This window comes from Shewanella sp. MSW, assembly GCF_007636515.1.
GTDB classification, from domain to species: domain Bacteria; phylum Pseudomonadota; class Gammaproteobacteria; order Enterobacterales; family Shewanellaceae; genus Shewanella; species Shewanella indica.
This window is the reverse complement of the sequence record NZ_LVDR01000006.1, coordinates 133,695-155,694: the sequence shown is the minus strand read 5'-3', so window position 1 is coordinate 155,694 and position 22,000 is coordinate 133,695. Positions and strand designations below refer to the sequence as shown.

Genomic DNA, 22,000 nt, shown 5'->3' with positions numbered 1-22,000 from the left:
TTTCTTCGCGGCATATTCGACAGTTTATGGATACAAAATTAACTCTGGTGATTATGGCCGCCGGGCTGGGAAGCCGTTTTGGCGGTGATAAACAGTTGGCGGCATTGGGGCCCAATGGGGAAACCATGCTGCAATTGGCGTTACGCTCGGCCATCAAGGCCGGGTTTGCCCGTGCGGTGCTGGTTATCCGTCCTGAGCTTGAAAGCGAGATCCGTCGCCAGTTAAGCGACTTCCTGCCTTCCGGGTTTGAGTGGCATCTTTGTTATCAGACGCTGGACGATCTGCCACAGCCGGTATCGGCAAGGCAGACAGGGGATATCACAAAGCGCCACAGTAACAGGCAAAAACCCTGGGGCACGGCGCATGCCCTCTGGAGTGCCAGGCATCTGGTCGATGGCCCCATGGCAGTGATCACCGCAGATGATTATTATGGCGATCATGCCTTTGTGCAGTTGGCCGAAGGGCTTAGGCAATATCCCAATGAATGGATGATGGTGGCCTGGCCGCTGGGACTGACCTTGTCCGATCATGGCGGGGTGAATCGTGGCCTGTGTGAGGTCAATGGGAAGGGTTACCTGACTTCGGTGCAGGAGTGGCTCGATATTCGTCCAGGCACCCATGGCCTTGAGGGAGAGCTTCAGGGTGAACGCCGGCCGATAGCCGCCGATGCCTTGGTATCCATGACCTGCTGGGGCTTTTCGGCGAATATATTTACCGCACTGGAACAAGGGCTCAGACGCTTTTTGGCAACCCATGGTGATGACCTTAAAGCCGAGTGTTATCTGCCTGCGATAGTGCAAAATGCAATCGAGCAGCCAGACCCAGAGCCGTGTCAGCAACAGCAAAACCTTGCCACCCGCAGTGTCAGGGTGGAAACCGCCCGCGAGGCCTGGTTGGGAGTGACATATCCCCAGGATGCCGCCCGGGTGAAACAGCAATTACAGGAGTTAATGGGTGCTTGAACTTATTCGGCAGCAGGTGCTGCCTCACTTCGGGATCCCTGATAATGCCAAAATCAGCCCGCTGGGTAATGGTCATATCAACGACACCTTTCTGATCCGCAGCGCCGATGATGAACTTGTGCTGCAAAAGATCAACACTCAAGTATTCCGTGCGCCCAAGGCCTTGGTTAACAATGCAGCCAAGGTCAGCGAGCATTTGAGCCAGTGTGTTGCTGAAGGCGGCTATCAACTGCAGCTGATAAGGCCTGTGATGACCCGCGAGCAGCAGTTGGCGGTGGATCTCGGTGAACAGGGATTCTGGCGCGCCATCAGTTATCTGCCTTTCAGTCAGAGCATCGAAGTGGTGCGCTCTGAGGCCGAGGCCGAACAGGCGGCGCGTGCCTTTGGCCATTTCGCGCGCGCCCTGAGCCAAGTAGACCCCCATGAACTGGAAGATGTGATCCCCAAGTTTCATCATCTGCCAGGCAGAATCGAAGCACTTTCCAAGGCGGTTGCCGAGGACCCGCTTGGGCGCCTGCAGCACTGTCGGCAGTGGGCCGAGTTGGCTTTGTCCCAGCAATCGTTGCTTGCGGAGCTTGAAGATACCTGTGCCGGTTTGCCGCTGCGGATTTGCCACAACGACACCAAGATCAACAATATGCTGTTCGACAAGCGTGATATGTCCAGCATGGCCATCATAGATCTCGACACCTGCATGAAGGGTTTCCTGATGTATGACTTCGGCGACATGGTGCGCACCTTCTGCTCGCCCGAGGCCGAAGACTCCACCGCACTCGATAAGGTCAGAGTCAGGCCCGAAGTGTTTGCCGCCATCTGCCGGGGTTACCTGGCAGAGCTGGGCGAGGTGTTGACGCCACTGGAGCGCCAGAGTCTATGGCTGGGCGCCAGAGTCATTTGTCTTATGATAGGTGTGCGTTTCCTTACCGACTATCTGTTGGGGGATAAGTATTTTCATATCCATCGCGAAGGTCACAACCTGGACAGAGCCGCCAACCAGTTCACCCTCTATCTCAGCTTATTGCAGCAGAGCGAGGCCCTAAAGGCGTGCTTGGTTTGAGCATCTCGCCGTCTCTGAAAAGGGGCGGTGAGAGGTCTCCTTTACGATATTGCCTGGAAAATCTGCTGGCGATGCAGGGCTAGATATTCTTCTGCCGGGGCAAACTTGTTTGGTAGACGAATCGGCTGGTTTTCAAAGCGCTCAAAACTGTCACTCAAATATCGATTTTTTTTCGTCAGGAGTTTAGGGGATAGCAGCAACTCCAGATGGGAATTCAAGGTGATCAAGCCTTTGTCAAAAGCGGCGTCATGCAAGCTGGAAAGACACATGCCGTTACAGGGGTTGAGACGTTGGTTAGGCTCTTGGCTCCAAGGCACTATATGGCTGGCAATCAGTAACTCTGGAATGTCTAATCCTGTTATGCAACAGCGAAAATCATAGGCACTCAAAACCGAGCTTCTAAATACTTGTTGGCCGACTCTGGTCTTAGTCAGCGTCTCTCTTTCCCTACCGTGAAAATCGTCAGTCCCTGCGGACTTTACATTTTGTGGCTCAGAGGATTGTGTTAACTGCAGGTGGGCAGCATAAGCTTTGAGATAGAAGGTTTCCCAGTCCTGGGTCATCTCTTGCCACATGGTTTTGTCGGCTCTAGAAGCACCAGGGAGTCCCCTGCGACCTGTAGAGGTGATGCTGGGGTCACAGCTGGCAATATTAGCCATCTTCATCGATAGCGATGAGGCCGACCTTTGCATGAGTTCGGCTATCTGGATTATTTCTGGGTTACGCTGGCTTATTCTGCCAAAGGGCGTGTGGCTATAAAGATAAAAAGCCACCAGTAGTTCATCCCGATCCCACCTACGTTGATTTGCCATAAGCCCTCCTAGAGACGCTGCCAGTATGGATATTATTCCTTTTAAATCAAATGGAAATTTTCGGTTATTTATTCGTGTTCCCACCTATGCATTCGCTTTTGCTGCAAAAAATCTATCATGGTGCAGACCTTGGGCGGTGTGATACTGCAGCGCCTGGCGACCAAGGTGCAAAACCGCCTGGCGGCAGCGGGTTGGACGCCGCCGACACCAGAGCGTAAAATCCGCAGCTTGTGTCCTGCATAACACTGTGTTTTCGGGTTATGGTTTTGGGTTTAAAGAAGAATGGAGAAACAGGAGAGAAGCATGCCGTACTCTAACAGTCAGGCTTATCAGTGGGTATTGTTCGATGCCGATGAAACCCTGTTTCAGTTCGATGCGCCGCGGGGGCTCAAGCTGATGTTCTCCCGTCATGGGGTGGATTTCAGCGATGCCGACTATGCCGAGTATCAGCAAACCAATGCGCCGCTGTGGGTGGCCTATCAGGATGGCAAGATTAGCGCCAGCGAGTTGCAACTGACCCGTTTCAGCCATTGGGCCAAACGTCTCGGGCGCACACCTTTTGAACTCAACAGCGCCTTTATGACGGCAATGGCCGATATCTGTGAGCCGCTTCCCGGTGCTGCCGAGCTGCTTGATAGCCTCAAGGGCCGTGCCAGGTTGGGGATTATCACCAATGGTTTTACCGAGCTGCAGCAGGTGCGGTTGCAAAAGACCGGCTTTGCCGAACACTTTGATCTGTTGGTGATTTCAGAAGAGGTTGGTCTGGCCAAGCCGGATCCGGGTATTTTCGAGCATGCGCTGACCAAGATGCAGCAACCCGAGCGTAAGCGGGTATTGATGGTGGGTGACAACCCTCATTCGGATATTCTTGGTGGCCTTAAGGCCGGTCTGGATACCTGTTGGCTCAATGTGAAAGGCGAGGCGGCTCCCGAAGGGATAACGCCTCATATCGAGGTACGTTCATTGAGTGAACTGCAAAAACAGTTATGTAATTGATCGCAGCTTCTACTACAAGATTGTCAAGTCGAAGGCCCGCCACTATGCGGGCCTTGCGCATTTCTGCGTAGCCGATAAAACCGCCGCCCGCCAGTTACTACTTTTAAGGGGTGTAGATACACCTTTAAAACGACTGTTAAAAAACATGATCTTCATCAAGTGATAATCATTATCATTCGTATAATATTACGCAACTTTGTTGATTTTGGGAGATATCTGAGTGAAACCGACTTATCTGGCAGTTGTATTGGCGGCCCTGTTGAGCCCGCATTTGATGGCGGCAGAAGCAGAAAAAACGCAGGAGCCGGCAGCGGAAAACATAGAGCGCTTGAGTGTGGTAGGGGTTAGGCAGCGGCTGGAGCAAGCCGGCACTTTGGCCAACACTATAATGAAGACGGAAGTCGTTGACGCCAGCATCATAGAAAACAAGAATGCCGTTAATTTGTCGGAAGCCATAGATAACTCTCCCGGGGTAAAAGTCTCCAACGAATGCTCCATGTGCGGTGTAAAACGCATCATGCTCAACGGCATGAAAGGGGAACAGACCACGATTCTGGTGGATGGTTTGCCGGTGCATACCATGATTTCCGGTTATTACGCCGTCGATGCCATTCCCACAACCGGGATTGAACGCATCGAAGTGGCCCGCGGCGCCGGTGCTTCACTGATCGCCCCGGAGGCGATCGGCGGTACTATCAATATTATCAGTTATGAGCCCACCGAAAACGGCGCCGAGTTGGATGTCGCCGCAGGTGAAAACGGTTATCGCAAAGTGGGCTTTCTCGGCAAGGGCGTCAGTGAAGACGGCCGCACCCGGGCAACGCTGGTGGCTCAGTATGACGACAGAGATCAGTTCGACGCCGATGACAACAAGGTCAACGAGGCGCCACTGCAGGAAAACCGCAGCGTAACCGCCAGAATTTCCCAGGATATCGGCGACTTTGATAATCTGGTGCTGCGCATGGCCAATATCCAGTCGGAGATCTTCGGTGGCCCCATGCTGGGCAGCAGCTTTGCCGATGGCACTGCCTCCAGCATAGGCAATGTACTCTCAGGTTTTGATGATAAGCCCAGTGAGCCGCAACAGCTGTTTGAAGATGGTGATATCCGTAATCCCTATACCGGCAAGGCCTGGGAAACTACCGAATGGATCAAGACAGAGCGTAACGAGGCATCGCTGGCCTGGCTGAAGGAATTCAACGACGACTGGAACATGCACCTGGCGGTAAGCTATGCCGAGCACAAACAGGACTCCTTCTACGAAGGGTTTGACTATACCGCCGATGACAAGATGTGGTTCTTCGACGCCAGATTCAACTACCTGCTTAACGACAGCCATCTGTTGACCTTTGGTGCCGATCTGCGTACCGAAGAGATGCGCTCTCACTCCCGCGCCGGCAGCGCCAACCCTGACTATGTCTCCGACTCTTTTGACTATGATGTCAAGGGCCTGTACCTGCAGGATACCTGGCAGGTGACCGATGACCTCGAAGTTGCCATGGCACTGCGTTATGACAGCATCACTGCCGACTTTACCGACCCCAGTAAACCGGGCACAGAGCTGGATGAGTCGATACTCTCGCCCAGAGTCGATATTCGCCTGCGTCATAATGAGCTGTGGACCTCGCGTCTGTCTGCCGGTCGTGGCTATCGGGCACCGCTGTCTTTCTTCGAGACTGATCACGGCATTCTGGATGGTTCACTGGGGTTTGATATCGACATCGATGAACTGGAGCGTTCCAACTCGGTGAACTATGCCCTGAGCTACGAAGGTGACAGATTCACCTCCACCGCCTCTGTGGCCTGGACCGAAGTCGAGCATCTGGCGGCGTTGACCACCAACGACCAAGGGATCCCATTGCTGACCCAGTTGGATGAGAAGGCCAGTGTGGTGACCACAGACATCGCTCTGGGTTATCGTCTGACCGATGACCTGACGGTAAACCTTACCGGCGAGCACTTCGACTATGATTCGGTATTCAAGTCTTCCTATGCCGTGGCACCTATCGAGGAGCGAGTGACCCTGAGCGTGGATTGGGATGTCAACGATTGGGAATTTTTCGCCAACCTGGTGTGGATTGGCAGCCGCGATCTGTCGCAGTATGGCTATGAAGGTTATAACCGCCTGGATGCCAACGGTAAGGTGGATCCCGACTCGAAGAAACGTACTGATGCGCCGTCCTACTTTACCCTGGACTTGCGTGCCAGCTATCAGTTCAACGACAACCTGTCTTTCTATACCGGGGTCAGCAACCTGTTTGACTACACCCAGGCCGGTGACGAAGAAAGCCCCTTGTTCTATGACGCCGAAGGCGCCTTCGATGTGGGTTACATCTATGGCCCGCTGCGTGGCAGAGAGATCTATGCCGGCATGAAACTGGTGTTCTGATTATGAAGCGCCTGGCCCTGGGATTATTGCTGCTGTGTGCCATGCCGTTACAGGCCTCACAGCTGACTCGTGACTATCAGTTTCAGCCCCTTCGCGGGCAGGAACAACAGACGCTGGCACATCTCGAGGGCCAGAGTGCTGTGCTGATGTTCTTTGAGCCCGAGTGCCCCTGGTGTGTCAAGCAGGCGGCGGTGCTGAAAAAGTTACATCAGCAGTGCCCAGGTCATCTGCAGCCGGTGGCGCTCGGCGTCAATGGTAATCAACTGGCCCTGAAACGGGCGCTGTTTCGCCTCAACTTTCCGTTTGAGGCCTATAGAGCGCCAATGGAGTTGGTCAGAGACATGGGCGGCATTCCGGCAACCCCTATCTTGTTGCTGCTGGACAGCAAGGGCAGGTTAATTAAGGGCTATCGTGGTTTGACCGGGGAAGCCGAACTGCAGGCGCAGCTCTGCCCGGCGGCCTGAGTGAGCCAAATTCAAACCTGAACCCATCGAAATAAAAATGCCCGGCATCGAGCCGGGCATTTTGTTGTCAATCTTAAACCCCTCCCATGGAGGTGGTGATGTCTGGTGGCTGTTTGGGTGCCCAATTTCAGGGCTGTCAAACTCAGGTGCTTTAATCGTTAATCCTTGACCGCCAGCAGCTCTCTTACTTGGGCGCCGACATCGCGCTGGAATTCATCGGCCTGATCGAATACTCCCAACATCTTGATAAAGCCGTGAATCGTGCCCGGGTAGCGCTGATAGTGTACGGCTACGCCGGAAGTCGCCAACTTGTCGGCGTACAGACGGCTGTCGTCGCACAGGGGATCGCATTCGGCGCAGTAGAGCAAGGTTGCAGGCAGCTTGCTGTGGTCGGTTGCCAGCAAAGGTGAGCAATAGGGATGAATGGCATCGGCCGGGCTGCGCAGATAGTGGTTCCAGTAGTACTTCATGCTGTCCTTGTGCAGCAAAAAACCTGTGGCGTATTTCTCGGCCGAGGCCGTGTGCCAGCCGTACTGCACCGGCGGATAAACCAGCACCTGGCAGGCGAGATCTGCCGAGTCTTCATCACGGCACCTCAATGCCACCGCTGCGGCGAGATTGGCACCGGCGCTGTCGCCAAAGATACCGATTCGCTTGGGATCCAGCCCCAGTCTCTCGGCGTGTTTGAACACCCACAGGGTTGCCGCGTAGCAGTCATCCATGGGGATGGGGAACTTGTGCTCCGGCGCCTTTTGATAATTAACGGCAATCACCACCACGCCGCAATTCTTGGCCAGTGCCCGGCTGAAGGGGTCGTTGATCTCTATGTTCGACACCATCCAGCCACTGCCGTGAAAGTAGATCAGCGCCGGCTGGGGTTGTTCGCTGTGTTTCGGGCGGTAAATCCTAACCGGCAGGTCGGCGGTAGGGCCGGGAATAAATCTGTGTTCAACGGCGGCCATCTCTTCCGGTGGCCTGGCCGGGGGAATATCGCTGTGTTCCTGATGACGACCGGCCTCGGGCGCCAGATCTTCATAGGGGGTAAAGCCTGCGGCATAGGTTTGCTGCAGGAAGGTTTCAACCTGGGGATTGAGTGGCATACGGGTACTCCATTCAGCAAGGGGATCAGGCCTTGTAGGTCACCTCTGTGACCCCTTTGAGCCTGGGACGGTTGGCTTCGGCTTGTGTCAGCGGCCTCACTTCCCGAAGGGAGTTGTGGCAGCGCGGCACCAGTGCCTGATATTCCCGGGTATTGAGGCGTTTCCAGTGTAGATCCTGCTCTGTGACATCGCGGATATATCGGGCGGGAGAGCCTGCCAGTAACTGCCGCGGTTGGCCCTGAAAGCCGGCTTTGATAAAGCTCATGGCGCCGACTATGCTGTCTGGCCCTATCTCGGCGCCATCCATGATCACGCTGTTCATGCCTATCAGGGCATTGCGACCTATGATGCAGCCGTGCAGCACGGCGCCATGGCCGATGTGACCATCTTCGGCGACTATGGTGTCTTGATCGCAATAGCCGTGCATGATGCAGCCATCCTGCAGGTTGCTGCCGGCCTTGAGGATCAGCCGACCATAATCACCGCGAAGGGAAGCGTGAGGGCCGATGTAGACATTGGCGCCGACTATTACATCGCCTATCAGTACGGCACTGGGGTGAACAAAGGCGCTGGGGTCGACAACAGGGATCAGACCTTCAAATGCATAACAGGTCATGGTATTTATCCTGGTGGGTTGCAGGGGTGGGACATCCTTGTCCCGGTTGGCGTGCTTTCCTTAAATTATTTGCCTTTCCAGACAGGATCGCGTTTTTCGGCAAAGGCCTGTGGCCCTTCCAGCGCGTCTTCTGAATGCAATACGGAAGGATAGTGTTTCAGCTGACCGCTGCGGATAAAGCGATAGGCTTCTTCCACCGGCATTTCGCTGGTGGTGCGATAAACTTCTTTCAGAGCGGCGATGGCCAGAGGAGCACTCTGGGTGATCTCCTGCGCCAACTCTCGGGCGGTTTCCATCAGTTGGCTGTTGTCCACTACCCGGTTGACTATGCCCCAGCGCAACGCTTCCTGGGCATCCATGCGGCGGCCGGTCATCATCATTTCATTGACAATCGCAGGTGGGATCAGCTTAGGTAGACGCAGCATGCCGCCGCTATCCGGTACTATGCCCAGTTTGGCTTCAGGCAGGGCGAAGCTGGCGTTGTCGCTGCAGACTATCATGTCGGCGGCCAGGGCCAGTTCGAAACCACCACCGAAGGCATAACCGTTGACGGCGGCGATAACAGGCTTGTCCAGATCGAACAGCTCAGTCAGACCGGCAAAACCACCAGGACCAAAGTCGGCATCCGGGGCTTCGCCCTCGGCGGCGGCTTTCAGATCCCAGCCGGCAGAGAAGAAGCGCTCACCGGCCCCGGTGATAATTGCCACCCGCAGTTCCGGATCATCACGGAAAGCGATAAAGGCTTCACCCATGGCAAAACTGGTCTTGGCATCTATGGCATTGGCCTTGGGGCGATCCAGGGTGATTTCCAGAATATGGCCATTGCGGCGTATGTGTAACGATTCGTTCATGCTAATACTCCATCTGGATTAAAATATCACTGAGTATGTGCGAAATACAGTTAACGCTTATCGCCAGCCTAAGGCCACAATCATCTATGGCTTAAGCAGATATTACCCAGCTATTACATTTATTGGTAATAAGCAACTTACCAAATACTTTTTGGTTTTTACGGTTTGCTTTTAAGCCTTCGATATATTGAAGGCTTAAAATTTTAATTCGGTTTATTTGTTTGGCTGATTGTTAGCAAAGACTCTTCTTTTTTATTTTCCCCGAACAAGTTCTCGGTAGACTCTTTCTGATTTCAAGGAAAGAAGGAACTTTAAATTTAGCCATATGTTCTTCACAGTATTCGAAGAACTCCTCTTCGGTAATTGTTTGGTTTTCATGCAAGACAATAAAAGCCTTGATGGCTTGATCTCGAATTGAGTCTTTCACCCCAATAATGGCGACATCGGCAATTTTGGGGTGCTCGGAAATAATGTTTTCCAGTTCGACACAGGAGATATTTTCGCCGCAGCGTTTGATCATGTTGCAGCTGCGATCGATAAAATAGAAAAAACCTTCCTCATCGACGTAGCCTGAGTCGCCTGTGTGCAGCCAACCGTCGGCCGAGAGTGTCTTGGCGGTCTCTTCCGGCAATTTGTAGTATTCACGAAACAGTGTCTTACCCGGTTCGCCCTTGATGCAGATCTCCCCGGTCTCGCCGGGAGGTAGTGGGCGCCCTTGTTGATCGCGGATCTCTACCTGATAGCCCATGCCGACCCGGCCGATAGAGGGCCAGCGCCGCTTGTCACCTGGGCGGTCGCCTATGACGCCGACTATGGTTTCTGTCATGCCGTATGAGGTAAACAGGCGCACGTTAAAGCGTTCGACAAAGTCGTCTTTTTCTTGATCCGACAGGTTGAGGTAGAACAATACTTCACGCAGGCAATGCTGTTTCTCCCAGGGCATTTGCGGCTGCATCATCAGGGTGCGGATCATCAGCGGGATACATTCTGTGACCGTGGCACGATACTTACAGATTTGCCCCCAGAAGGCGCGGGCGCTGAATTTTTCCAGCATCACAAAGGTGGCTCCCGCCGAAAAGGCCGCCATGGCTGCGGTGCACTGGCAGTCGATATGATAGGCGGGCATGGGGGTCAGGTAGATATCATCGTCTCTGAGGGCACATTGCCAGGCGGTGTAGTAACCGGCGAATCTGAGGTTGTAGTGGGTAATTACCACCCCCTTGGGGCGGGAAGTGGTACCCGAGGTAAACAGGATTTCGGCAACATCGCTGCTGCTCAATGGCACTCTGTGTTGCAGCTCGTCGGGTTGTGCCAGCCTTAGGCGGTGAAAATTGAGCATATTGGCCGGCGCGGTGGCAGGTTCATCGGCAATCAGCAGTATCTGCTGTAGTGGAGAGCCGGGATCTTGCTGCAAACAGCTATAGAGTGATTGAAAATCGCTGCTGGTAACCACCAGCGAGATAGCACACTTGTCCAGAATGTAGGCGGTTTCTTCCAGCAGCAGATGAGTATTTATCGGCACCATGATGGCGCCTATCTTGGCCAGACCGAACCAACAGAAGATGAACTCGGCACAGTTGTTGATATGCAGTGCCACCTTGTCGCCCTTGGTGACGCCCAGCGAATGAAACAGGTTAGAGGTGCGGTTGATCTCTTTATTGAGCCCGGCATAACTGTATTCCTGGGCCAGCCCTTGAAGGTTTTCGACGATAAGCGCCGTTTTCTCTCCATAGTTGAGGGCCAGATCATCCCAAGTTTGACGTAAATCTTGTCCAGCTATTATATCCATTTGACACCTTGCTCAATAAAACGTTTTCAGCGGGGTATACTGCGAAGGCTTGAACACAAGCCTTCGCGCGACTTCAGGAGTTATTTGTCTCCCTTGATTTTGGCCAGCCCTTTATTCACCAACTCCTGGATAGCGGCTTCGTCGTAGCCGATATCTTTGAGAATGGCATCGGTATCCATGCCGTGGCTTGGCATGCCGCGCCAGATCTGGCCTGGGTTGTTCTTGAATTTGGGCATCACATTGGGGCCCTTGCAGGTGCGGCCGTCCATAGTTTGCCACTCGGTGATCGACTCACGCGCAATGTACTGAGGGTTGGACTCCAGGTCTTCGGCGCTGAGTACCTTGGCACAGGCAATTTTCAGTTCAGCGAAGCGTTCGCGCACCTGTTCAATGGTGCGTTGGCCTATGTAACGTTCCAGCGCATCTTCAATTTCCTGTCCATGTGGGCATTCGATACGGTGGATAAGCTGAGTGCCTTCCGGTATGGCTTCTGTGTGCAGCAGGTGGCCAAGACCTATGTCTTTGAACAGCTCTTCAATCTGGGTGACGCCGACCATTTCCATCACTATGTAGCCGTCTTCACACTTGTACAGGCCACAACCGGCATAGTAAGGGTCACGGCCTTTGTACTGGCGTGGTGCCATCTTGCCGCCGTTGAAGTAGTCCATCATGAAATATTGGCCCATGCGTAACATAACTTCATACATGGCCACATCGATGCTTTCGCCAACACCTGTTTGCTGCGCCTTATACAGGGCTGCCAGTGCAGATGTGGTTACTGTCATACCTGAAAAATAATCAGCTGTATAAGGGAAGGATGCCATGGGTTGGTCGACATCGCCGTTTTGCATCAGATAGCCGCTGAAGGCCTGGGCAATGGTGTTATACGCGGCCAGGTGAGTGTATTCCTCGGTGCCGTATTGACCAAACCCAGATAAGTGAGCGATAACTAACTTTTTGTTGCGTTCCCATAAGACTTCATCAGTGATACCGCGACGGGCAAAGGCCGGGCCCTTACTGGCTTCGATAAAGATGTCTGTGGTTTCCATCAGCTTGAGGAAGGCTTCGCGTCCTTCATCCTTGAAGATATTCAGCGACAAGGCGTGCAGGTTGCGGCGAGACAGTTCTGGATAGTTGGGTTGTACTCGGATAGTGTCTGTGTAAGCCACGTTTTCAATCCAGATGACCTCGGCACCCCATTCCGCAAACAGTTGCCCGGCAAATGGGCCGGCAATCTCGATACCGGAAAACACCACTCTGAGACCGGAGAGCGGACCGAATGTAGGCATAGATAAGTGTTGTGACATGATCTGTTCCTTCTAGCAATTCTTGGCATAGATGGCGCTGTGTGCAGCGTCATATCGACCAGCCGGTTTCACCGGGAGCAGGGAGATTGGCAAGCCCGGCCGGTACTCAAGGGCAACTATTTGTTGCGGTACTCTTTCAGCACTGCGCGACCCAGTGTCAGGATCTGCATTTCGTCTGAACCACCAGAGACTCTGTCTACCCGCAGATCGCGCCAGAAGCGGCTGATGCGGTGTTCACCGGCGATGGCGTAGCCACCGAAGACCTGCATGGCATGGTCGACTACCCGGAAGGCGGCGTTGGCGCAGTAGTACTTACACATGGCCGCGTCACCAGAGGTCATCATGCCGTTGTCGGCTTTCCAGGCAGTGTGATAGATCATGTTGCGCATGTTGTTCAGCTCGATGGCCATATGGGCAAACTTCTCCTGGATCAGCTGAGTGCGGCCAATGGTTTCACCGAACTGTACCCTTTGGTTGGCATACTTGGCGGCGTCTTCGAAGGCGCAGTAAGCCGTACCATAGTTGGTGCAGGCCACCAGGAAGCGTTCGTCATCGAACTCTTCTTTTACCCGCAGAAAGCCGTTACCTTCAGTGCCGAAGAAGTCTTTCTCTTCCAGCTCAACATCGATGAACTGCACTTCACAGCAGCTGTCCATCTTCAGACCGAGTTTGGGGAGCTTGCTGACTTTGATACCTGGCTTGGTCATGTCGACGAAGAACTCGGAGAACACAGGTTTCTCAGAGGCTGAGTCTTTGGCCATCACAACCAGGAATGGGCAACCGGCGGCACTGGTGATAAAGCACTTGGTGCCATTGAGGTAAATCTTGCCATCGCGGCGAGTATAAGTAGTCAGCAGACTACCAACATCGGAACCGGCAGACGGCTCGGTGATGGCGGAGTTCCACATCTGTTTACCTGTACCCAGGAAGGCCATGATCTTGTCGATCTGTTCTTGGGTGCCGTGTTTCAGTACCGTGGTAAAGCCGGCCAACTGGAACAGGACATAGGTGGGGGCACCGAGGCGGCCCAACTCTTCCCAGATAACCGCCAAGGTCATCAGTCCGGCTTCCATGCCGCCGAAATCTTCCGGCAGTAACAGGCTATCTATGCCCATATCAGCCAGTTCTTTTACAAATCTTTCTGGATATTGACTATTTTCATCGCACTCAGAGAAATATTGTTCCCAATTTTCTCTTTCCATTAAGTCACGAACACCTTTAACGAATAGTTCCTGCTCATCTGTTAAACGATAATCCATGAAAACTCCCCTATATAAATATATTTAATCAAGTTAAGGTGTGAGGTGAATCTATAATTAGATTAACTCTTCCAATTATTTTTTCGTGAATCTTTCAAGAATGAGATAATGATCATTATGTTCACGAAAATGAGAGGCGCACCGCCGGCAATAATCGCTGTTTGCAATGGTTTTAATCCACCAAGTGCCAACAAAACAATACCGATAACACCGACCAATACAGACCAACCTACACGAACCCAAACCGGTGGTTCATTATCCGCATCGACGCCTTTACAGGTTGACATGGCCAAGGTGTAAGAACAGGCGTTAATTAATGTCACTGTTGCCAAGAAACACAGAATAAAGAACATCCACATGGTGATGGTGCTCATTGGCAAAGCGGCCCAGGTTTCAATAATGGCCCTGGCGGCACCATATTGTTCAATCAAGGCAGGCATATTGACGATATTTTCATTCATCAGATTAAGTGTATTACTGCCTAGAATGGTCCACAGCAACCAGGTAGAAGCTGTCAGGCCGCCCACCATCGCCAGACACAGCTGACGCACGGTTCTGCCGCGGGAGATCTTGGCCAGGAAGATACACATCTGGATGCCGTAAACTACCCACCAGGCCCAGTAGAACACTGTCCAGTCTTGAGGGAAGCTGCTGTCGCTGACGGAAGCTGTGTAGAACAGCATGCGGCCCATGTTCATCAGCAATACCCCGATGGAATCGGTAAAGTAGTTTACTGTGAAGGTGGTGGCGCCAATGATGAGTACCCAGGCGAGGATGATGATGCTCAGGTAGCTGCGCAGGTCACTGGCAATCTTGATCCCTTTTTGTAGACCAAAGGCCACACAAATAGCATTGAAGATGATCCAGGCTGAGATGATGGTGGCATCCACTTCAATGGTGCGCGGAATACCGAACAGATATTGAATACACTCGGTAACCAGAGGCGTTGCCAGACCCAGGCTGGTACCCATGGCCAGGATTAGCGCTACGACATAGATGTTATCTATGATGGTGCCTATGATGCCTTCACACTTCTTGCCCATGATGGGATAAAGCGTACCGCTGGGGCGTACCACGTCCATTTTCTTTACGAACAGGAAGTAACCCAGAGCGACAGAGAAGAAGGCATAACCGGCCCATGGCAGTGGTCCCCAGTGGAACAAACTATAGGCCAGACCAAATTCTTTGGCTTGGACTGTCAGAGGTTCCATTTCAAATGGGGGATAACTGACATAGTAGTAGATCTCCAATGAACCCCAGAACAGCACGGCGGCTGAGGTACAGGAGGCAAACATCAGGAAGATCCAGCTTCCGGTACTGAATTCAGGTTCTTCATTACCGAGACGGTTATTGGCATAAGGACCGAATAGTAACCAGAGCCAGCCGGCCAGCATGACTATCATGTACCATTCAAATGCCCAGCCCCAGCTATGGGTTAAGTAATGGAAGACTGCACTGATAACTTCATTGGCTGCATCAAGGTCTCTCACGGTAAAGTAGGAGAGAAGGATCACCACCAATAATGAAGGGAAAAATATTTTCGCTTCAATACCGGCCTTTTTGATCTTTTTATTTTCACTCATCAAAATTCTCCATGCCCAAAAAGTCTTTAACTGATTTTCAGGAAAGGTGAGCCCGTAAGGTTTAATAAAAAACCTCAGATTAATATAAAATGATTTGGGTTTGAGCTACTGGTTAAATAGCTCAGTTATTAAAACCAATATTGCAGGTGAATGTTGAATCGACCATTCCACTCCTTATCGCTGTCCTCTAGACCCAGACTATTGTCACCTAGCCAGAGAACATTTTTGGCATGATAATAGTCGACATATACAAAGAATTGTTTGTATGAAAGAGATACCCCAGTACTGTTAAGTACAGAGTCATCAAAGTGTGATTCGTCAGGGGTTAAAATACTGAAGTCGTTATAGAAGGTGAATTGACCACCCCATTGGGTATCAAAAACTTTTGACAGGTTGAAGGTCATGATGTCGCCTTTGGCGGCTACTTCATAGAAACCATTTACTGCACCAACACCAATTTTTGAAGTATCTATTTGACCATCATCATATTGATCAAAGTCATATTTCAAATACTGGAGCTGTACACCCCAGCCACGATATTTTGCATCCAGGTGTACGGCATAGTTCAGGTTATCTCCTGATTCATCGGCAACCGGATTATAAAGTTGGCCGTATTCAACAGAGGCTCCCAAGAGCACTTGCCAGTTATCGTTTTCCCATCTGTAGGTCTCGCGCAGACTGGCGGTATTGTATTCCTTGTTATTGTAGGTAGTGCCATTGACTGTGCCTGAACCTATAGTACCGGCGAAATTACGATAGTCGCTGCCCTTATAAAGAGAACTCTGGATGAAAGAGAAGTCTGTTTCTAAGTTATTGAATTTGTGGTTGATATTGAATCCAACACCATAATCATCTTCGAAACCAAGGTAGTAGTTGAGGCTATACCACCAGTTGTGGGAAGCAAAGTTCTTATTACCAAATGCCTTGTTGACCACCCCTAGCTGTAGAGTTAAATCTTCATTGGCATTCCAATAGGCATAACCATTTTTCAGGTAGTCATAGCCATCGGCAAAGCGGTATTCAGCGACAAATCCATAGTCTTCAAAATCCTGGGAGAGTTTTATTCCCAAGGTGTTGAAATCAAAGTCGCCACCCGTAGCTTTTGAAGCATCACTAAAATCTTTAATACTGTAGTTAGCTCTTATTGAACCACTGATGTCTACTGCCAAACTTGGCATGCTAAGCGTTAGTCCTAATAACATTAAGCTTATGTTTTTTAGCTTAAACTTATTCATTCATCACTCTCCTTTTTTAATTTGAACCGATTATGGTTTCGGTAATAAATAAAAAAACATTCCCGCATCACACTTTTGGTCAATGGATTGTTATCTTGCTCGAAAATGTGTGATGTAAATCAATAAAAACGGTGAAAATGAACCATTGAAGGTCGTTATGTAATCAGGTTTTGTTTAATTTGGTTGAAAAGTTGGATATTGCTCACAAAAAGTGGCTCAACAAACGAATTTGTTTGGTCTTAATTGAAAATAGCTTGTATTAATAAAATGACGCTGATGGATTGTGAGAGGTTTATTTAATTAATCTGATAATCAATTAAGCAACTCTAAATTTGGTTAAGGTGAACTAATCTATTATCCATATTGATATCTAAATGGGTGTGGACTTTTATTCCCTTTCGTTACCCAGGAGGGTGCGACTTTGTGTGATGCAAGCCTGAAATTTTATTGATTATGGGTTTCCGATCACCAATGTTGAGGAATGTAAACCAGTAGAGACGAATGTTTATAGTGATACTTAGACTGGAGATAAGATGAAGATCATTGCATGTTATAAGCTTGTCCCGGAAGAGCAGGATATCAAAGTCATTCCCAACCTTCCTGTAGATACAAGTAATGTAAACAAAAAGATAGGCCAATTCGATCTGTGTGCCGTTGAAGCTGCGGTACAAATCAAGGCAACCCAGAGCGATTGCAGCATTACGGCGTTGAGTATAGGCGCAGATGCACTGGCCGCCCCCAAAGCCTGCAAAGATATCCTCTCAAGAGGCCCGGACGCGCTGACCCTGGTTTGCGATCCCAAGCTGGAGCAGGCGCTGCCCCATCAAACTGCCCGAGTCTTGGCTGCTGCTGCCAAGCAGGAAGGGTTTGAGCTGATCCTCTGCGGTGACGGTTCGGGTGACATCTACGCCCAGCAGGTAGGTTTGCTGCTTGGTGAATTGCTGCAAGTACCTTGCATCAATGGTGTCAGCAAGATTTTGGAAGTCGCCAATGGTGTGGTCCGGGTCGAGCGCGAGCTGGACGATGAAGTTGAAGAACTGGAGTTGTCGCTTCCTGCCGTGTTGGCGGTTTCTGCCGATATCAACGAACCTCAAATCCCTTCAATGAAAGCCATTCTGGCCGCAGGTAAAAAGCCGGTCAACAAGTTGGCTTATGCCGATCTGGCGCTGGAAGAGATCCCACAACTGGTTGAGCTGGTGTCTATTACTGCGCCTGAGCAGAAGGCTCGCAAACAGATCATCATCGAGGGTGATGACGATGGCCAGGTTGCCGAGTTTGTCGGTCATATTGGCAACGTATTGAATTGAGGGGGATGAAATGAGCAAGCTAGCAAATGTTTGGGTTTTCAGCAGTGAGGCCGCTCGTCTGCCCGAAGTAATGGCCGCCGGTCTGCAACTGGGTAACAGTGTTTCTGTATTTGTCTTGGGGGGTGCCGATGAAGTCGCCAGGGCTGCGGCACTGGGCGCAAACAAGGTGTATCACCTGGGTGAGAAGGATTCTAGCCGCATAGTTGAAGATTATGCTCTGACCATGGCCAAGGCGATTGAAGCCCAAGCGCAGCAATCTTTGGTCTTGCTGCCTGCCAGCCGTCGTGGCAAGGCGTTGGCTGCCAAGCTGGGTGTGCGCCTGAGTGCCGGGGTTTTCAATGATGCCGCCGAACTCACAGTCGATGGTGAAGGCCATGTGGGTGCCAAGCACCTGGTCTACGGTGGCCTGGCCATAGGTGAAGAGAAGATCAGCTCTCAAATTGCCGTAGTGACTCTGGCTGCCGGTGCCTTCAAGGAATTGCCTGCCGAAGAAGCGGGTCGCAGCGCCGAAACTATCGCTCTGGAATTTGTTGCCCCCGCCAATGGGATTCGTTGCCTGGCTCGTCGGCCAAAAGAAAAGTCCAATGTGGATTTGGGTAAGGCTAAGCGCGTTATCGGTGTAGGTAACGGTATCGGTTCTCTCGACAACCTGAAGTTGCTTGAACAGCTGGCCGACAATGTGGGAGCCGAACTGGGTTGTAGTCGCCCGATCGCCGAAACCGAAAAATGGATGGAGCGTGAGCGCTACATTGGGGTTTCAGGTGTGATGATCAAGCCAGATGTCTATGTGGCTGTCGGTATTTCAGGTCAGATCCAGCACATGGTCGGTGTTAATGATTCCCAAACCATTATCGCCGTCAACAAAGATAAGAATGCCCCCATTTTCCAGTATGCGGACTACGGCATTGTCGGTGATATCAACAAGATAGTTCCAGCCTTACTGAACAGTTTCAAAGGTTAACTGTCTGGCCCGACTACCGGCTCAAGGGGCCGGTAGTCTCGAATTCAAGAGAGGATCAGCATGTCAGAAGATGCATTTGACGCAATCATAGTGGGAGGCGGACTCGCCGGCTGCGTTGCTGCCTATGTCCTGGCCAGTCAGGGCGCCGATGTTCTGGTGATTGAACGCGGCAACTATGCCGGGGCCAAGAATATGACTGGCGGTAGACTCTATGCTCACAGCCTGGAAAAGATCATGCCTGACTTTGCCAAGCGGGCACCGCTGGAGCGTAAGGTCACCAAAGAAAAAGTATCGTTTCTCACTGATGATACGGCAGTAACTCTGGACTATCACAACGGCCGTGGTCAGGAGCCGGTAGAGGAATCTTATACTCTGCTCAGGGGCACTTTCGACCAGTGGTTGGCCGAGCAAGCCGAGGAAGCCGGGGCTCAGTTTATTACCGGTATTCGGGTCGAAAAAATTCTCAAGGAAGACGGTAAGGTTGTTGGTGTAGAAGCCGATGGCGATTCACTGCTGGCCAAGACAGTGATTCTGGCTGAAGGAGTCAATCCACTTCTGGGTGAGCAGATCGGCATGGTGAAGCCCAAGGTGCAAGCCAGTGCCATGGCGGTCGGTGCCAAGGAGCTGATTGCCCTGTCCGAGCAGCAGATTAAGGATCGTTTTAATGTCAGTGGTGACGAAGGGGTTGCCTGGTTGTTTGCCGGTTCACCTTCCAATGGTCTCTTGGGTGGGGGCTTCCTCTACACCAATAAAGACACAGTCTCTCTGGGCGTAGTGTGTGGTTTGCACCATATCGAAACCTCCACCAAGACAGTGCCGCAGATGCTGGAAGACTTCAAGAATCATCCGGCGATCAAGCCTTTGATTGAAGGCGGCAAGCTACTCGAGTACTCAGGCCACGTGGTTCCCGAAGCCGGACTGAACATGGTGCCCAAGCTGGTGGATGATGGTGTCTTGATTGCCGGTGATGCCGCAGGTTTCTGTATCAACGTGGGCTATACGGTCCGCGGAATGGACTTGGCTATCGCATCTGGTGAGGCTGCAGCCAGAGCCGTGCTCGCAGCCAAGGCCAAGAATGATTTCAGTGCCGCTGGACTCAGTGCCTATCAAACACTGTTGGACAACAGCTTTATCATGAAAGATCTCAAGCTGTACCAGAAATTACCCGCCTTTATGGAGAACCCAAGGATCTTCAATCAGTATCCCAAGCTGGTCGCCGATCTCATGCAGGAGATGTTCACCATAGATGGCAGCGCCTCGCAGCCTCTGCGCAAGACCCTGATGAAGCATGCCAAAGAAGTGGGTTATATGAATCTGATCAAAGATGGTATTAAGGGGATGACAGCGATATGAGCGAGCCAGTTAATGTTGATGTGAAATTGGGGGTGAATAAGTTCTATGTTGATGAAGGGCATCCACATATTGAGCTTGTTGAAAACCCGGATATTAATGAATTTCGTAAATTGGTCAATGCTTGCCCTGCAGGACTTTATAAAATTCAGGACGACGGCAGCTTAAAATTTGACTCTGCCGGTTGCTTGGAATGTGGCACTTGTAAAATGCTTTGCGGCGAGACCATTATCAAGAAGTGGGAATACCCCAGAGGTACATTCGGTATTGAATATCGTTATGGTTAGTGCCGCTCGAAAACCTTAAATCTGAATTTAAGTTAGTTTTCTAACGAGCTCGATTGTGCAAAGTGAGAGCATACACTTTCAAGGTTGTCCACTCTTTTTAGTCAACAGGGTGAAATAACTATTTGTTTTAAGCGCTATGCTCTTATCCATTATTCAGCCTATTTAAGTTTTACATGCTATTTATGTAGTTTGCTAATTGTAACCGTTTTCTCACTTTTGAGCTTCAGATTTGTTTTAATTCCATTTTTTATTCAGTATTTCTCGGTTGAGAAATCAGACTGAAGATTAATGGCACATTTTTGTGAACGAATAAATCAAATGAATTTATTGGTTTAAAATAAGAGATTAGCATATGAAAGCTAAAAAGTTCGATGAAATGGAGTTTACGCCATTACATAAGAAAATCATGTTTTGGGGCAGTGGTGGTCCCTTCCTCGACGGTTATATTCTGGTCATTATTGGCCTGGCGCTTGAGCAGCTGATCCCTGAAATGCAGTTGGATGCCAACTGGATTGGTTTGGTTGGGGCGTCTACCCTGGTTGGCCTGTTTGTCGGTACTGCACTCTTTGGTTACATCGCCGACCTGTTCGGTCGTAAGTTAATGTTTCTAATAGATATCATAGCGATAGCCGTGCTTTCTGTCGCCACTATGTTTGTCTCCTCCCCAATAGAATTAGTGGTGATGCGCTTCCTTATCGGGGTGGTGATCGGCGCCGATTACCCCATAGCCACCTCCATGGTGGCCGAGTTTTCCCCAACCAAGAAGCGGGCCTTTACCATGGGCTTCATTGCCTTGATGTGGTATGTGGGTGCTACTGCGGCCAATGCGGTCGGTTACCTGCTTTATGATCTCGAGGGTGGCTGGCGTTGGATGCTTGGCAGCGGCCTGATCCCTTGTCTGGTAATCCTGTTTGGGCGTTTCCATCTACCCGAGTCGCCACGTTGGCTGCTGCGCAAGGGCCGTATCGCCGAGTACAAACAAGTTATGCAACAGTATTTTGGCGGCAATATTCATATTGAAGCGGAAGAGAAGATCGATACCCAGTATTGTAAGCTGTTCGAAAAACGCAACTTCACCATGATCATCTTTATCGGCACTATCTGGACCTGCCAAATTATCCCCATGTTTGCCATCTACACCTTTGGGCCGCAGATAGTCGGGGCTTTGGGCTTCTACGATGGCAAAGACTCGGCACTTGGTAACATCATCATTAGCGCCTTCTTTATCATAGGCTGTATCCCGGCCATGTATTGGCTGGATTCCATGGGCCGCCGGCCACTGCTTATCATCAGCTTTGCCATGATGACCTTGTCACTGGCGATGCTGGGGCTGGTGTCCTCGCCCGGTATCTGGGTGGTGATTGCGGCCTTTGGTATGTACGCCTTCTGCTCAGGTGGTCCGGGGATCTTGCAGTGGCTCTATCCCAATGAGTTGTTCCCTACCGATATCCGGGCTTCGGCCGTGGGGGCCGTGATGTCTTTCAGTCGCATAGGCACCATACTCTCGACCTATGCCTTGCCTGTATTTATGAACGCTTATGGGGTTTCCTGGACCATGATGGCCGGCGCCGGTATTTCACTGCTGGGCCTGGTGGTCTCCATTTTGCTGGCACCGGAAACCCGTGGTATGACCTTGGCGGATACCAGTGTCGCTGGATTTGTAAAACACTGATTA

Annotated in this window: 20 protein-coding genes; 11 read left to right on the top strand and 9 right to left on the bottom strand. The window is 51.2% G+C overall.

Translation table 11 applies throughout. The features are described 5' to 3' along the window. The first annotated feature begins 26 nt into the window (after positions 1–26). Together AYI96_RS08575 and AYI96_RS08570 are read left to right on the top strand one after the other, a co-directional pair. Positions 27–962 (top strand): NTP transferase domain-containing protein, encoded by a 936-nt coding sequence (locus tag AYI96_RS08575; RefSeq protein WP_144361422.1) that lies wholly within the window; start codon positions 27–29, stop codon positions 960–962. Then, the gene (locus tag AYI96_RS08570; protein WP_071476395.1) at positions 955–2,019 is read left to right on the top strand and encodes a phosphotransferase enzyme family protein; all 1,065 of its coding nucleotides are present in this window, start codon (positions 955–957) and stop codon (positions 2,017–2,019) included. The genes AYI96_RS08575 and AYI96_RS08570 overlap by 8 nt, the downstream gene beginning before the upstream one ends. Positions 2,020–2,060: 41 nt before the next feature. Here the strand turns inward: AYI96_RS08570 and AYI96_RS08565 are convergent, their stop codons facing one another. Beyond that, on the bottom strand, positions 2,061–2,915 hold the full coding sequence (locus AYI96_RS08565) for an HNH endonuclease (protein WP_260852973.1): 855 nt from the start codon (positions 2,913–2,915) through the stop codon (positions 2,061–2,063). Between the two features lie 33 nt (positions 2,916–2,948). On the opposite strand from AYI96_RS08565, the gene AYI96_RS20480 reads away from it, so the two are divergent. The 4 genes from AYI96_RS20480 to AYI96_RS08550 all read left to right on the top strand — a co-directional run bounded on the left by AYI96_RS20480 (position 2,949) and on the right by AYI96_RS08550 (position 6,680). Next, positions 2,949–3,074: a hypothetical protein gene (locus tag AYI96_RS20480; RefSeq protein ID WP_258286654.1), complete on the top strand. Its 126-nt coding sequence runs from the start codon at positions 2,949–2,951 to the stop codon at positions 3,072–3,074. A gap of 60 nt (positions 3,075–3,134) precedes the next feature. Then, the gene (gene yjjG, locus AYI96_RS08560) at positions 3,135–3,827 is read left to right on the top strand and encodes a pyrimidine 5'-nucleotidase (RefSeq protein ID WP_071476396.1); all 693 of its coding nucleotides are present in this window, start codon (positions 3,135–3,137) and stop codon (positions 3,825–3,827) included. Positions 3,828–4,047: 220 nt separating this feature from the next. Next, the gene (locus AYI96_RS08555; protein ID WP_144361421.1) at positions 4,048–6,216 is read left to right on the top strand and encodes a TonB-dependent receptor plug domain-containing protein; all 2,169 of its coding nucleotides are present in this window, start codon (positions 4,048–4,050) and stop codon (positions 6,214–6,216) included. Between the two features lie 2 nt (positions 6,217–6,218). Beyond that, positions 6,219–6,680 carry a TlpA family protein disulfide reductase gene (locus tag AYI96_RS08550; protein ID WP_039034653.1) on the top strand — a complete coding sequence of 154 codons (462 nt, stop codon included), beginning with the start codon at positions 6,219–6,221 and terminating at the stop codon, positions 6,678–6,680. Between the two features lie 158 nt (positions 6,681–6,838). On the opposite strand, the gene AYI96_RS08545 is transcribed toward AYI96_RS08550, so the two are convergent. From AYI96_RS08545 to AYI96_RS08510, 8 genes are all read right to left on the bottom strand, one after another. Next, a complete protein-coding gene (locus AYI96_RS08545) occupies positions 6,839–7,780 on the bottom strand; it encodes an alpha/beta hydrolase (RefSeq protein WP_028780091.1) in 942 nt (313 codons plus the stop codon). Positions 7,781–7,805: 25 nt separating this feature from the next. Next, positions 7,806–8,396 carry a carnitine operon protein CaiE gene (gene caiE, locus AYI96_RS08540; protein ID WP_028780092.1) on the bottom strand — a complete coding sequence of 197 codons (591 nt, stop codon included), beginning with the start codon at positions 8,394–8,396 and terminating at the stop codon, positions 7,806–7,808. 65 nt (positions 8,397–8,461) lie between these two features. Further along, positions 8,462–9,247, bottom strand: a complete 786-nt coding sequence (gene caiD, locus AYI96_RS08535) for a crotonobetainyl-CoA hydratase (protein WP_025010097.1) — start codon at positions 9,245–9,247, stop codon at positions 8,462–8,464. Between the two features lie 232 nt (positions 9,248–9,479). Beyond that, entirely contained in the window at positions 9,480–11,036 is a 1,557-nt protein-coding gene (caiC, locus tag AYI96_RS08530) for a crotonobetaine/carnitine-CoA ligase (protein ID WP_144361420.1), read from the bottom strand. 80 nt (positions 11,037–11,116) lie between these two features. Continuing rightward, entirely contained in the window at positions 11,117–12,343 is a 1,227-nt protein-coding gene (gene caiB, locus AYI96_RS08525; RefSeq protein WP_071476398.1) for an L-carnitine CoA-transferase, read from the bottom strand. A 116-nt stretch (positions 12,344–12,459) separates the two neighbouring features. Beyond that, on the bottom strand, positions 12,460–13,602 hold the full coding sequence (gene caiA, locus AYI96_RS08520) for a crotonobetainyl-CoA dehydrogenase (protein ID WP_039035754.1): 1,143 nt from the start codon (positions 13,600–13,602) through the stop codon (positions 12,460–12,462). A 62-nt stretch (positions 13,603–13,664) separates the two neighbouring features. Further along, on the bottom strand, positions 13,665–15,185 hold the full coding sequence (gene caiT / locus AYI96_RS08515; protein ID WP_039035755.1) for an L-carnitine/gamma-butyrobetaine antiporter: 1,521 nt from the start codon (positions 15,183–15,185) through the stop codon (positions 13,665–13,667). Positions 15,186–15,313: 128 nt separating this feature from the next. Then, entirely contained in the window at positions 15,314–16,420 is a 1,107-nt protein-coding gene (locus AYI96_RS08510) for a hypothetical protein (protein ID WP_143078393.1), read from the bottom strand. A 533-nt stretch (positions 16,421–16,953) separates the two neighbouring features. Between AYI96_RS08510 and fixA the strand changes: the two genes are divergently transcribed. From fixA to AYI96_RS08485, 5 genes are all read left to right on the top strand, one after another. Next, the gene (gene fixA, locus AYI96_RS08505) at positions 16,954–17,727 is read left to right on the top strand and encodes a putative electron transfer flavoprotein FixA (protein ID WP_039035757.1); all 774 of its coding nucleotides are present in this window, start codon (positions 16,954–16,956) and stop codon (positions 17,725–17,727) included. 10 nt (positions 17,728–17,737) lie between these two features. Continuing rightward, the gene (locus tag AYI96_RS08500) at positions 17,738–18,688 is read left to right on the top strand and encodes an FAD-binding protein (RefSeq protein ID WP_039035758.1); all 951 of its coding nucleotides are present in this window, start codon (positions 17,738–17,740) and stop codon (positions 18,686–18,688) included. Positions 18,689–18,748: 60 nt separating this feature from the next. Beyond that, positions 18,749–20,041, top strand: a complete 1,293-nt coding sequence (locus AYI96_RS08495) for an FAD-dependent oxidoreductase (protein WP_039035759.1) — start codon at positions 18,749–18,751, stop codon at positions 20,039–20,041. Continuing rightward, on the top strand, positions 20,038–20,325 hold the full coding sequence (locus AYI96_RS08490) for a 4Fe-4S dicluster domain-containing protein (RefSeq protein WP_025010089.1): 288 nt from the start codon (positions 20,038–20,040) through the stop codon (positions 20,323–20,325). Before AYI96_RS08495 ends, AYI96_RS08490 begins: the two co-directional genes overlap by 4 nt. A gap of 352 nt (positions 20,326–20,677) precedes the next feature. Then, positions 20,678–21,997: an MFS transporter gene (locus AYI96_RS08485; protein WP_039035760.1), complete on the top strand. Its 1,320-nt coding sequence runs from the start codon at positions 20,678–20,680 to the stop codon at positions 21,995–21,997. The last annotated feature ends 3 nt before the right edge of the window (positions 21,998–22,000 follow it).